This window comes from Amycolatopsis keratiniphila (assembly GCF_000400635.2).
GTDB classification, from domain to species: Bacteria; Actinomycetota; Actinomycetes; order Mycobacteriales; family Pseudonocardiaceae; genus Amycolatopsis; species Amycolatopsis keratiniphila.
On sequence record NC_021252.1, the window covers coordinates 5,932,674 to 5,946,691 of the forward strand.

The 14,018-nt window shown below is 69.9% G+C and carries 6 protein-coding genes; all 6 read right to left on the minus strand.

The annotated features are described in order from the left end of the window. Positions 1 to 17: 17 nt before the first annotated feature. On the minus strand, positions 18 to 1,238 hold the full coding sequence (locus AORI_RS67685; protein ID WP_016335663.1) for an aminotransferase-like domain-containing protein: 1,221 nt from the start codon (positions 1,236 to 1,238) through the stop codon (positions 18 to 20). Then, entirely contained in the window at positions 1,235 to 6,919 is a 5,685-nt protein-coding gene (locus tag AORI_RS67690) for a non-ribosomal peptide synthetase (protein ID WP_123798526.1), read from the minus strand. The genes AORI_RS67685 and AORI_RS67690 overlap by 4 nt, the downstream gene beginning before the upstream one ends. Positions 6,920 to 7,134: 215 nt before the next feature. Then, the gene (locus AORI_RS67695; protein ID WP_016335666.1) at positions 7,135 to 8,727 is read right to left on the minus strand and encodes a condensation domain-containing protein; all 1,593 of its coding nucleotides are present in this window, start codon (positions 8,725 to 8,727) and stop codon (positions 7,135 to 7,137) included. A gap of 94 nt (positions 8,728 to 8,821) precedes the next feature. Next, on the minus strand, positions 8,822 to 10,102 hold the full coding sequence (locus AORI_RS67700) for a helix-turn-helix domain-containing protein (RefSeq protein ID WP_016335667.1): 1,281 nt from the start codon (positions 10,100 to 10,102) through the stop codon (positions 8,822 to 8,824). Between the two features lie 87 nt (positions 10,103 to 10,189). Continuing rightward, on the minus strand, positions 10,190 to 13,090 hold the full coding sequence (locus tag AORI_RS82515; RefSeq protein WP_016335668.1) for a non-ribosomal peptide synthetase: 2,901 nt from the start codon (positions 13,088 to 13,090) through the stop codon (positions 10,190 to 10,192). Then, positions 13,087 to 13,971: a thioesterase domain-containing protein gene (locus tag AORI_RS67710; protein WP_158509141.1), complete on the minus strand. Its 885-nt coding sequence runs from the start codon at positions 13,969 to 13,971 to the stop codon at positions 13,087 to 13,089. Before AORI_RS67710 ends, AORI_RS82515 begins: the two co-directional genes overlap by 4 nt. Positions 13,972 to 14,018 lie beyond the last annotated feature (47 nt).

Below are 14,018 nucleotides of genomic sequence, written 5' to 3' on the forward strand. Positions count from 1 at the left end.
AATGGATGGGTACGACCTCACCGGACGGCGGGCAGAGCGACCGCGTCGGCGAGAACGGCGCCGAAGCGGCGAACCGCCTCGGTGACGAGGTCGGGGGGCAGGCCCGAGAAACTGAGCCGGACGGTGTTGGGCGAGCCGCCGCCCGCGTGGAACTCGGCACCCGGGACGAAGGCCACCCGATGGGCGGCCGCACGCGCGAGCAGCTCACCGCCGTCCAGCTGAGAGGGCAATACGCACCATACGAAGAACCCCCCGTCGGGCCGGGTATGGCGCACCTCGGCGGGCAGGCCGCGGCCGAGCTCGGTGAGCATCGCGTCCCGCCGAGCGCGGTAGAGGGAGATCAGGTCGGGCACATGGGTGTCGAGGAAACCGTCGGACAGCAACTCGGCCACGGCCATCTGCGCACCGGTCGCGCTGTGCAAATCGGACCGCTCCTTGAGGCTCTGCAACGGTTCCACCAGCGCTTCGGACGACGCCAGCCAGCCAATACGCAGGCCGGGTGACAGGACCTTCGAGAAGCTCCCCGAATAGATTACGAGGCCATCGGTGTCGAAGCTGGCCAGGCTGGGCAAGGTAGAGCCGCCGTAGCGCAGTTCGCCATAGGCGTCGTCCTCGAGGACGTGGATCCCGAATCTGGTGACGACGTTCATGAGCGCCCGCCTGCGGGGCAGGCTCATGGTCACGCCGGTCGGGTTCGCGAAGTTCGGCATCGTGTAGAAGAGACGCAGCCGGTGATCGCGATCCGCCGCGAGCAACGCCGCCAGCGCATTGACGTCAGGACCTTCGTCGTCGGAAGGAATCACCTCGAAACCGACCTGGTACTGGCGGAACGTCTCCAGAGCGCCGAGGTAGCTCGGCGACTCCACGACAACCTTGTCCCCAGGGTTGAGCAGGAGCCTGCCAACGAGGTCGAGCCCCTGTTGCGAACCGTTGGTCACCAGGATCCGGTCCGCGGTGAAAGTGCTGCCGAACCGGTTGGTGCGCTCGGCGATCAGCTCACGCAGCGGTGCGTATCCCTCGGTGTGACCGTACTGGAGGAAGCGGCCTGGATCGGCTCGAAGCACCTGGGCGAAGGCGGCCTGGAACCGTTCGGCCGGTAGAGACTCCGTGGCGGGGACACCACCCGCGAGCGACACCAGTCCGGGCTGGTTGGCCGCGATCAGCGCCTTCCGGATCCCCGACGGGACCAGGCCTCGCATCCGATCGGCGTACGGGACTTGTGCGTGTGTGCTGGTCATGAGGCGCTTTCCAGTTCGGCGAGCAGGTCGTCGACGAGGGATGCCGACAGGCCGCAGAGCAGGCCTGCCAGCTCTGCGACCTCGTCGGCCTTGGCGGGGTCTTCGGTCATCTCCGCGCACAGTTCGGCCACCGTCGGCGACTCGAGGACGACCCGGATCGGCAGTTCGATCTCGAACAGCTCACGGATCCGGGAGACGACCTTGGTCGCGTTCAGTGAATCGCCGCCCAGTGCGAAGAAGCCGTCGTCGACCCCGACTTCGTCGAGGCCGAGCACGTCCGCCCACACGGCGCAGACGACGCGTTCCAGGTCGGTGCTCGGTGGGGTCTTCCGCAACCGGCCCACCGCGGTGTCCGTCGACCTGTCGGTCAAGGCGGCCCGGTCGACCTTTCCGTTGCCGGTCAACGGAAGACTGTCCACAACGGTGATCGAGGCCGGGACGAGGTAGCCGGGCATTCGGTCGGCGAGATGAGTCCGGAGATCCAGCTCGGCCGGCGCTGAGCCAGGTTGGGGCACGACGAAGGCGCGCAACGTCTTCGCGCCGTGCGACGGTCCTGCGGCGACCACGGCCGCAGCCCGCACAGCCGGGTGCCGGGTGAGCACGGCCTCGATCTCCCCGAGTTCCACACGATTGCCCTGGATCTTGACCTGTAGGTCCACGCGACCGAGGATCTCGATCGTGCCGTCCGGCAGGTAGCGGCCGAGATCACCGGTCGCGTAGGCCCGGTCCCCAGAACCAGGAAGCGGGGCGAACCGCTGCGCGGTGAGCTCCTCGTCCCGCCAGTAGCCCAGGGCCAGGCCGACTTCGCTCGCGGTGTGGATCTCTCCCGGAACCCAGAACGGCCGCGGCCGCCCTTGGGCGTCGAGGACGTGGTGGCGCTGGTTGGTCATCGGCTTGCCGTAGGGGATGCTCGGCCACTCCGGGTCGACGGTCCCGATCGGCTGGATGACCGACCAGATGCAGGTTTCGGTGGGCCCGCCCGAGCCGATGACGTCCGCCGACGGCGCCACGGCGCGGATCTGGTCCGGCAGCGACAGCGGGATCCAGTCACCCGCGAGGACCACCAGCCGCAGCGTGTCGCCCAGCCCCTCACCGCGCCCTTCGACGTCGAGCACGCACAGTTCGGCCAGCTGCGGCACCGAGTTCCAGAAGGTGACGCCGTGCTCGACGACCAGGTCGGCCCATACAGCGGGAGACGGCGTCGCCGACGGCGGCGGCACGACCACCGTGCCGCCCGCGGCGATCATGCCGAACACGTCGTACACCGACAGATCGAAGTGCAGGCCCGACACCGCCAGACAGCGGTCAGCGGGACCGATGTCGAACCGGGCGTTGATGTCGGCGATGGTGTTCATCGCGCCCTGGTGATCGACCATCACTCCCTTGGGCACGCCCGTGGACCCCGAGGTATGGATGACGTAGGCGAGATCGGACGGCCGCTGCACCGGCGGTAGCGGACCGGCGTCGACGTCGGCGAAATCGGAGTCCACCACCAGCCTGCGGACCGCGCCGGGCCAATCGAGCCCGCCGTCCAGCACCCGGCTGGTCAGCACGAACCGGACCTGGCCGTCGTCGAGCAGATGACGTAGCCGTTCGGCGGGCACGCCGGGGTCGATCGGCAGGTAGCCCGCGCCGGAGGCCAGCACGCCGTGCACGGCGACGATCTGTTCCCAGCCCTTCTCCAGCACGACGCCGACCAGCTCACCAGGTCGCGCGCCCAAGTCCCGTAGCCGCCGGCCGACCCGGTTGACCTCGGCGTCGAGTTCGCCGTAGGTCAACGTCCGATCCACGGCAACGACGGCCGGCCTGCCGGGGTCGGTGGCCGCATGTTCGGCCACCGCGGCGTGCAGCAGCGCGGTGGGCGCGGGCGCGGCGGTGTCATTGACCTCGCGCCACACCTCCCGTTGGTGGGCGGGCACGAGGTCGAACCACTCGGTGTCCCAGGATCGCTCGTCATCGGCGAGCCGCTCGAGCAGGCGGCGATAGGCGCCGAACATGTCGTCCAGCACGCCCTCCGGGAACAGCGCGTCGAGCGAGTCCCAGTTGAACCGCAGTTCGCCGGCCACCTCGAAGATCTGGAAGTCCAGCGAAACCTGCGGAGTCTGGGAAATGGTGTAGATAGCCTCGCCGAACGACGCGCTGGTGTGCCGAGGTGGATGGCCGAGCAGGCTGGTCACCACGACGGGGAAGGCAGCACGCACACCGCTGTCACCCCGGCGGGCCAGCTCCCGCAGCACCCGCACCCCGCCGAAGTGGCGGTGCTCCAGATCCGTCCACATGCGACGCTGCAGCGCCGTGGCCCGCTCGGCGAAGGTGCCATCCACCTTGTCCACGGCCAGCAGCGAGGTCGTGGTGAAGTCACCGACGATCCGCTTGACCTGTGGGTGCAGCGCCAGCCGGTTGAACAGCGGGAAGTTGATGGTGAACCGCTCGTTCGCGCTCCACGTCCGCAGTACCTCCGCGAAGACGGCCACCAGCAGGCAGGTCGGCGTGATCGAGCGTTCACGGGCTCGCTTCTTGAGCTCGTTCCAGCGCTCCGGCGCCAGCTGATGCGCCCGGCGGTGGAACCGGACCGGACCGCGGCTCGCGGCCTTCGCTACCTTGGGCAGATCAGGCGCGGGCGGCAGGGTGTCCAGGCGGCGAAGCCAGTAATCGCGGGCGCGCCGGTAGACCGGCGAGCGCTCCAGCTCGACCTCGGCGGCGAGGACGTAGTCGCGGAAAGTCAGCTCCAGCGGTTCGAGCTCGTTCTCGTGCTGGTCGTAGAGCAGCACGAGATCCGGCACCAGGATCTGGAAATAGCTCCACGCGTCGGTGATCAGCAGGTCGAACCCGAGGTGCAGGCGGACGACGCCGCCGGGCAGCAGCGTGAGACGCACGTCGAACAGCGGCCACCGGTCGGCGGGGAACACCTGGTGCGACAGGAGCTCCCGCAGCGAGTCGAGCCGTTCTTCGACCACGTCGTCCGGCTCGCCGGTGAGGTCGAGGACGGCGATGTCGTGGTCGGGCAAGGCGGTCAGCACCTCCTGCGTGCCGTCCGGCCGGATGATCGTCCGCAGCGCCGAGTGCCGCTCGACCAATCGCCACCAGGCGTGCCGAAACCGATCGACGTCGAGGTCGGTGCTCTCCCATTCGAAATAACCGTGGCAACCGACCCCGCCGAGTTCGACGGCGTCGCCGCGGCCGATCCAGTACGCGTGCTGGGTGTCCGTCAGCGGGAACGGCTCGTGCGCCCGCGCCGGATCGGGCACCAGTGCGGGCAGCGCGGCGAACGGGTCGGCGCCGCCGTCCTCGATCAAGGCGGCGATGCCTGCCACGGTCGGCGCGGCCTGCAGAGCCGCCAGGCTGATCACCACGCCGAACCGGTGCTCGATCCGGGCCACCAGGTCGACGGCGGCCATCGAGTGGCCGCCGACCTTGAAGAAGTCGTCGCCGCTGCCCACGCGGTCCAGCCCGAGCAGCTCCCGCCATAGGTCGGCCAGCGCACGCTCGGTCTCGGTGCGAGGTTCGACGTGGTCCGGGCCGACCGCGCTCTCGGCGGTCGACGGCGCGGGCAGGTTCGCGCGGTCGAGCTTGCCGTTGGGCAGCTTCGGCAGTTCACCGAGGCGGACGTAGGCGGCGGGCAGCATGTAGTGCGGCAGGAATTCGGCCAGCTTGCCGTGCAGGTCGGCCGCCGGCTCGGCGGTGCCGGTCACATAGGCGACGATCCGCGGCTGATCGTCACCGATCGCCACCACCGCGGCCTCTTGCGCGGAGGTGCGCTCGCGCAACGCGTTCTCCACCTCGCCCAGCTCGACTCGGAACCCGCGCACCTTCACCTGCGCGTCCGCGCGGCCGACGATCTCGAGTGCGCCGCCGACGCCCCGCCTGCCCAGGTCGCCAGTGCGGACGACCGTGCGGTCAGGTTCTTCGGGTACCGGGCTCCGCACGTATTTGGCCGCCGTCTCCGTCTGCCGGCCGAGGTAACCCGCGGAGAGGCCGGCGCCCGCCACATACAGCTCGCCGATGACGCCGTCGGGGACGGGCTCGCCCCGGGGGTCCAGCAAGTAGGTGCGCACGTTGTCGATGGGCAGTCCGACCGGCGGCAGTCCCTTGCGGTCGACCGGGTCGACCGTCGCCGAGGTGAGCCTGATCCCTCGGCCGGCGTGGTAGCAGGAGGCGACGTTGGTCGTCTCGGTCGAGCCGTAGCTGACGATGATGTCGAACGGCAGGTCCGCGGGTGGCCACCGGCGCACCGGCTCGCCGGTGACGATCAGGCACCGCAGTGGCGCGGTCTCCGGCCAGGGCAGGGACCAAACACGTTCGGCCATCGTCGTGACCACCACCGCGTGTGTGATGGCCGAACTGACCAGCCAGTCGCGCAACTCGTGCGGGGAGCGGGTGGTCGCGTCGGCGGCGATGTACACCGGGACGCCGTTGCCGAGGAATGGCATCCATTCCATCAGACCGACGGCGAACCCAGGCGCCGACACCCAGCTCGCGCGATCGCCGGCACGTGGCGCGTAGGCGCGTGCCGCCCAGTCGATCAGGTTTGCCACCGCGCGGTGCCTCTGCAGCACGGCCTTCGGTTTCCCTGTGGAGCCCGAGGTGTAGACGACGTGGCTGATGTCGTCCGGCCCGGCCGGGCCGGACGGCAGCCCGGCGGACGCGCGACCGATCAGCTCCCGGTCGCGGTCCAGCTCGATCACCGTACCGGTCTCGGGCACCGCGGCGTGCGCACTGTGGGTGAGCACGACCACGACTGCGGCATCGGCGAGCATGAAACGCAACCGGCCGGTGGGAAGCGCCGGGTCCAACAATACGGCGGCCGCCTGCGCGCGGTGGACCGCCAGTTGCGCGACGACCGCGTCCACGCCTCGTTCCAGCAGCACACCCACCCGGTCGGCAGGCCGAACGCCGTGGTCGACCAAGTGCCGGGCGAGCCGGTTCGCCGCGGCGTCCAGCCCGGCGAAATCCAGCCGGCGAACCGGATCCACGACGGCCGGTGCGTGCGGCGTCGTCAGCGCGAACTCGGCGATCCGGGTGGACAAGGTCCGGGCGCCGTCGAACGCGACCCCGGTGTCGTTCGCGGCGACCACGACCCGGTGCCGCTCGTCGGCGGTCATGAGGTCCACTTCGGACATCCGGCGCTCCGGCGCGGCGGTGTCCAGCACGGTGGCCAGGTGCCGGGCCATGTTCGCCGCCCCGGCCGCGCCCTCCCGGTAGACCAGCTCGGCCCCGCCGTCCCGCCATACCAGGGTGACCGCGGCATCCACTTCGCCCACGTCACGGGCAAACCCGGCCACGAACGGAATCGACTTCTCGGTCCCCTGCCACACGTTCAGCAGCTCGGCGGCGGGCACGACGGGAAGCTTTTCGTCCACGAACGACACTTCGGCGGCTACGCGGGCGACCAGCTCGGCGAACGCCGGGTCGCCGTCAACCTTGACGCGGTAGGCGCGGCCAGGCGCCCCGAAAACCAGGTCGGTGCTTTCGGTGTAGCGGAAGAGCGTGGTCGCGAAAGCCGCGAGCAGCACGTGCTCCGGTCTCTCGCCCAAGGCATCGGCGAGTTCCCCGGGGTGGGCGGGAACCGATACCCGGGCGGGTGGGCGGCCGTCAGCAGGCAGGTCGAGTCCGACGGGAGCCCCGGCGAGGTGGTCGGCCCACGCCTCGAGCGCGCTGGCCGGATAGGTGCGTTCAGTCACAAGGATTTCCGCTCCGCTGGTTGCGATCAGTCCAGATACGCCGACGCCCGCCTGCCCGCGCAGGTTCACCGAATTCGAGTCGGTCCACAGGCGCTCGAGGACACGGAGGCGGTTGTCCCGGCCTGGCCGGGACGCCGATCCCCCACTGCGCCGCGACTTTCGCGGCGCACAGTCAACCTTAACGAATATTGACTGCAGTCACAACAGATATTTCTCTAGTTGATTTCAGCTGGGTCGAGCTTGCCCAGCTCGGCGCGCAGCAGGTCTTCGACCAGTTCTGCCTGCTCGTTGAGCCGAGCATGCTCAAGCAACTGGGCGACCGTGACCGGCACCCCGAGCTCCTCGGTCAGCCTAAACGCCAGCCGCGCCGCGGACAGCGAATGCCCGCCAAGCTCGAAAAAACCGTCCGAAGCACGCCGGGGCCGCGTCCCGATCAGTTCTTCCCAGAGATCTACGACGATCCGCTCGACCTGCGTCCATTCCTGCTCGGGCTCGGAGTTCCCCACCCAGGTCACTTCGAACGTCTCCGGCTGCGGCTCGGCAGGCAACGCCCCAGCCGGGCCAGCGAGCGGTTCATTCGGGCTCCCCAACACCTGACCCAGCACCCGGAGGAACTCGTCCGCCCAGGCCACCACGGCACCACCGTCGACCGCTTCGTCGCGGTACGCCCATTCGATCCGCCGTCCGACCATCTTGACCATCAGGTCGTACTGCACCAGCGCACCACCGAGGTCGTGCGGTTCGACAGCAGTTCCCGGGCCGAGATCGAGCAGGAGCGGAACGTCCGGCTCGTAGGAGAACGTGACCGAGAACGGCGGCACGCGCTGCGGGAGGGCACCCTGGTTCACGTAAGCCCCCAGCACAGTGGCACGTTCCCTGGCCACGAGATCCCGGAAGGTGCCGACCGGCTGCAAGGCGGTGCGCAGCGGGACCATGACGAGGAAGTTTCCGATCAGGTCCTGGACTTCGGGCGTTGTCCGGCAGCTCATCGGCGTGCCGACCACGACGTCCGGCTGGCTCCAAGCGCGCCACAACACCAACCGGAACGCCGCCAGCAGCACCATGAACGGCGACACTCGACAAGCTCGCGCCAGCTCACCCACCGCGCGAACCAGCTCATCGGGAAGCACCACATGGTGAACCCGACTCGCCCCCGCCCCGCCCTGCCCTGGTGGCCGCACCACCGGTACTCCGGCCAGCGCCGCTGCCCAGTAGTCCTCTCCCGAGGCCGCCCCCGCCTCACTCTCGCGCACCGCGTAATCCGTGTACTGCACCGGAAGTTCCGGCAAATCCATCATCGTGCCGAAAGCGGCGTGCCGGTAGTGGCAGGCGAGCTCTCGAACGAGGATCTCGTCAGCGCGCGCGTCGGAGACGATGTGGTGGGTGACCACGAGCAGCAGGTGGTCGTCCGGCCCGAGGTGGTACACCCGCACGCGCAGCGGATCACTCGAGGTCAAGTCGAACCGCGCCAGGACGTCCGCGGTGATCCGGCAGGTCGGATCGGTCTCACCGCTCAAGTCCACTTCGGACCAGTCGAGATCGTCGGCACTCGTGACCCACTGGACCGGCCCGGACGCCGTCATCGCGTACCGCGTCCGAAGGACGTCGTGCCGTCGCCGCACGCCGGCGACGGCGTCCTTCATCGCGGCCACGTCGAGCGGACCGTGGACGCGGAAGGCGAGCGGGGAGTTCGTCGGCATCTGATCGTCGCCGACCTGATCCAGCAGCCACATCCGCTCCTGGGGCCCGGACAACGGCATCCGGGCCTCCGGCCGGACCCAGGACGGCAGACCATCGCGCACGGACATCGGCGTTCCTCCAGACTTGGATGGACGAAAAGCGCGCGACCATGGCCACGCACCCCACCGACTATAACCAAAGTCAATCGCAGATTGACTGCAGTCAACGACGCTCTTCGTCAGTGCCCCGGACGTCGTCGATCCGCCGCCACGCCTCGGCCGCCTGCCGATAGTTGCCGTCCCGCTCGCACTGCCGTGCGGCACGACGCAGAACCTCGATCGCCTCGGCGGGCCGACCGAGCCGCTGAAGCGCCGTGGCCCACTCGAGCAGTACGGAGATCAGCGTGGCCCCGGTGAGCCCGGCATCCTGCGCGACAGCTTCCTCGAACAGCTCCGCGGCACGCGCGATGTCGCCGGCGGCCAGCTCGAACCGGGCGCGCAGGGCGGTGGCCGCGGTCCACTCGCCCGGCAGCCGGACGGTCTTGGTCAGCGTCTCGGCAGCCAGCAGCCAGTCGCGCGCGGCGTCGAGGTCCTCGCCCACATCCAGGAGGGCGGTGGCGTAGAACCGGCAGAAACGCAGCCAGTCGACCAGCTTGATAGAGGCGTGAGTCAGCTCGCGATGTGCCTCAGTCAGGTAGTCCCGGGTCCGCTCGAGATCACCGAGGCGATGAGACGCCATAGCGGCAGCCCAGTATGCCCGGCCCAGGACACCCCCCGAGCCGAGTTTCCCGGCGTGGTCGAGCATTTCCGGGACGAACGCCCTGACCGGCTCGAACTCCCCGCGTTCCACCAGCACCGACACGACGACACCCAGCAGCCGCACGTGGACCCACGAACCAGCGTACGGAGGCGCGCCGACCTGACCGATCAGCGGTTCGAGCACTTCCCAGGCCGCGCCGAGCCTGCCGGACTCGCGCAAGGCGACAGCCCGGTCGACGCCGAGGGAAAGCCGGATCTCGTGGGACGCCGCGACCAAGGCCAGCCCGTCGAGTTCGTCCAACAAAGCCAGCCGCTCGGTATGCCGGTCGAGCGCGCCCAGCTGCTCCTGCAGCAGCACGTCGATGTCGAACAACCGGCGTTCGTCGAGGCCACCGATGGCGCGTGCCGCGGACAGGAGCTTCACGGCCCGCTCGACGTCCCCCGCCTCCACGCATTGCCGCGCTTCGACGAGAGTGCTCGCGGTGCCGTCGGTGCCACCGGCTTCAGCGCCGATCAGTCCGGCCGCGGAGACCCCGAGTAGGCTCTCGATCGATGTGTTGAGGACGCGGGCGAGGCCGACGACGACGTCGAGGGTCGGTACTCGTGTGCCCTTTTCCAGCAGGGAGACATAGCTGGCGGTGACCTGCCCGCTGTCCGCCAGAGCCTTCTGGGACAGGCCCAGTTCCAGCCTCCGGTCACGTAGCCGGCTTCCGAATTCCGGCTGTGCGACTTCTAGCGCCGCCATAGGTTCGCCCCGCTTCGACTGTGCTGTCCCGACGCCGGATTTTACCAAACCACAGTAAAGGGCACCGGGCGCAGTCGACGACTGCTGTCATAACGGGTCTCGACTGGATTCAAGCAGCCGGTCCAGGACGGCGGCCGTCTCGGCGTCGTCGAACTCCTCCAGCTCGGCGGAGACGAGGTCACCGACCAAGCGCGCTTGCGCGGCGACGGTCGTGTGAGCGAACAGCTCCATAAGCGGGACCTCGACGCCGAACGCGTCCTCCAGACGGGTACCCAGCCGAGCCGTCAGCAGTGAATGCCCGCCCAGCGCCAGGAAATCGACGTCGGCGCGGGTGACCTCGACGCCGAGCAGATCGGCCCAGATCTCGGCGATCATGGTCTCCGCCTCACCCTCCGGCGGCACACCTGACCGGTCGGCCAGCCACCGGTCGTCGGCCAATCCGACCAGCAGGTCGGCCGCGGCCCGGCGATCGACCTTGCCGGTGGAGGTGAGCGGGAGCACCGGCAGGACCGCGTAGCGGACGGGGACACTGTGCTCGGGAAGTTCGGCCAGCAACGCCGTCCGGATGTCCCCCGTGCTGAGCTGCGTCTCGCCACTGATGACGAGGCACGCCACCAGCTGGGGACCCCCCGTGCTGTCGGTCTTGACGACCACGGCGTCCGCGATACCCGGCAGGGCTCGCAACCGTACCTCGATCTCACCGGGTTCGACCCGATGCCCGCGGATCTTGACCTGCGCGTCCAGCCGGCCAAGAAACTCCAGCCGCCCGTCCGGGCGAAACCGACCGTGGTCACCGGTGCGGTAAGTGCGGCCCCGCCCTGCCGAGTCGGTGAACCGGGCCGCCGTTTCAGTGGGCAGGTTGGCGTAGCCGTGCGCCAGCACCGGCCCCCGGATGCAGATCTCCCCGGGCACGCCCACGGGCAGCGGCTGCCCCCGCCGGTCGAGGACGTCCACCGCCGCCCGCCCCACCGGCCGCCCGATCGGAGGCAGGTCCGGCCACGTGGCGACCGGCGGGGACAGCCGCTCGGCTGTCACCACATGACTTTCCGCCGGACCGTACTGGTTCTCCAGCACCGCGCCGGTCCGTTCGAAGAAGGCACGGATGGCAGCGGTGACCTGGAGCTGCTCTCCCGCCGTCACGACTTCGCGCAGGCGGCGTGGGTACACCCCGATCTCCACCGCGACCTCGGCGAACTGGCGCAGAGCGACGAACGGCAGGAAGAGCCGCTCCACGCGCTGCCGGTCCACGTACCGCACCAGGGCGTAGGTGTCCCGCCGCAGGTCGTCGGACACATGTACGAGCGTCCCGCCCGCCGCCCAGGTCGTGAACATCTCTTGGAAGGCGACATCGAACCCGACGGCGGCGAACTGGAGCGTCCGGCCCGCCGGCGCTGCGGCCTGCCACTCCAGCAGGCACACCAGCGCCTCGTGAGGCATGACCACGCCCTTGGGCTGACCAGTTGAGCCCGAGGTGTAAACGACGTAGGCGACATCGGGCCGCCGGGCCGCCCGGACCGGGCCGCCGGGTTCGTCCGCATCGAGATCGACGGCCACGACTCCGGCGATAGCCTCGACAGCGTCCTTCGTCGTCGAGTCGTGGAGCAGCACTTCCGAGCCGGAGTCGGCGAGCAGGTAGTCCAGCCGGGCTCGGGGTAAGTCCGGATCGAGAGGTACGTAGGCTGCGCCTGCCCGCAGCACCCCCAGCGCGGCGGCCGCGAGATCCGGTCCTCGCCGAAGACACAAGGCCACCCGCGATACGCCGCGCACAAGGCCGGCCACCCGGTCGGCAGCGGCGGACAGCTCGGCGTAGGTCCACTGACCGCCGTCCCAGCTGCAGGCGATGGCATCAGGCCGCTCCGCGACCACCTGGTCCACCAGCCCGTGCACGGTGATCCCGGTCGGCCGGCCCCCCGGCCTCCGGTCGGCCGGCGCATTGATCGGCAGGTCGCCGACCGGACCGGCGCGGTCACCGTCGAGGAGCCGGGCAAGGCACTCGGCTATCCGTGCCGCAGTGCCCTCGACGTACCGGGCGGCTGCGGCCGTCACCACACATCGGTAGTCGGCGCCCTCCTGTGTCAGGGTCAGCACCACGTCGAACCCCGGCGGAGGCGGCAGTTCGAACTCGAGCGGGCGGTCGTCGGCGACAAGCAGGACACGGCACTCGACCGGCGACCATGCGTAGGGTATGCGTGGCGCCGCGAGGTCCGTGGCGCACTCGGCCATCGCTCGCACCAGCGCGGCGCTCGCCCGTTCCTCCGGGTCGTAGCCGCCGCGCAGGACCACGATGTCGTCGGGTACGAGCAGCTCCGACCGAACCGGGTCGAGCGTGGCGGCGAACACCACGTCGTCCGCCTGCGTGACACGGGCGAGCAGCGTTCGGACCAACGCGGCGGCCGCGTGCGACACCGGCTGCTCACCGGCCAGCTCTCGGAGGGCGGCGCCCGGAAACAGACGGCTCGCGGTGACGTGCCCTAGGTCGGAACACCTATGGTCCTGCGGCCAGGTACTCGCCGGGGGTGTCCCGCCCAGCCTGGCGGCCCAGTGTGCGATAGCGGTGTCGGCGCCGCGGTCGAGTCGGGCGCGGGCCGCGGCGATGGCCCCTGCGTAGTCGGGGACGTAAGAACCGGGCGCACCCAGCAGATGCCGCGCACCCAGCCCGAAACACGCGCGATGCACGGCCAAGAAGAGCGTGTTCTCGTCGGCCCAGGCCGCCAACAGCCGCCCTTCGCTCAGGGACAGGCACGCGCCGGGAGCAGGCGCGCCCAAGCCGACTACGTGGCCGGGAACGAAACAGGGGATCCCCTCGACCAAGGCCACTTTGGACGTCAATGGCGGGTGGGCGGCGACGAGCGCGCGGACCACTTCGGCCGGGTCTCGGCCGTCGAGCGGGCTTCGCACCACCACGGTGTCTTCGGGCCGCGGACCGCGCGCGAGTTCGGCGCGGTACCAAACATCCTGTGCCGGGCTGAGCGGGAGTGCGTCGGTCATCGGTCCTCCTGCGCGGAGTCGGCGAGACGGTCGAGGTCTTCGGCCACCTCGGCGACTGCGGGCGCGTGCAGCAGACCGTGGTGGTCGGTGTCGACGGTCCGGAGCGGGAGCTCACCGGCGACCAAGCCGGCCCAGCGAGCGGCGATCGCCGCGGACGTCCGGGAGGCCCGCACCACGTGCACGGGCATCACCGCGGGGCTGGGGGCGTAGTCGTCGAGGGCCGCGATGGCGTCAACGTGTGTTCGGTAACGGCCGAGCAGGTCATCTGGGCTGAGGCCGGCCCCGCCGGCCTCAGCCAGCCCGCTGAGCACCGGCCAGGGTTCGGACCAGTCGGCCACTGCCGGGACGGCCAGCCCCGCGGAGATCGCGAAGTTTTCGACGAACTCGCGGACCAGCATCGCGGCCGGACGGACGGCACCGAGGTGTTCCGGTGGTGTCACCGCGGAATCGATGAGCAATACCGGGCACGGCGTGCCGTGGGCGGACAGCTGGTAGCCGATCTCGTAGGCGAGCACTCCGCCGATGGACCAGCCCGCCAAGACAGCAGGACGCGTGCCTGCCAGTCGCAGGCGATCCACGTAGCGGGCGGCGAGCTGTTGGAATGTCAGTCCCTCGCCGCGACCGAGCACGACGTCGGCGGGAAGAGCGAGTACCGGGCGCTCCGTGGTGAGGTGGCTGACGAGATGGGTGTAGGCGAAGAGCTGCCCGCTCAGCGGGTTGACCAGGACCACTGGCGCGCCGGCCCCGGTCCTCAGCACGTCGACCGCCGCGGCGTCTTCCAGCGCCCGTCGCTCGGCACGCACGAGGTCGTACAGCGCGCGACGACGACCGGACAGCCGGGCGGCGCGCACCGTCTCGGGATCGAGCGTCTCGGACGACATCATCGCCTCCCCCTGGCTAACCTTCACTGGCAATTACTAGAGTAATA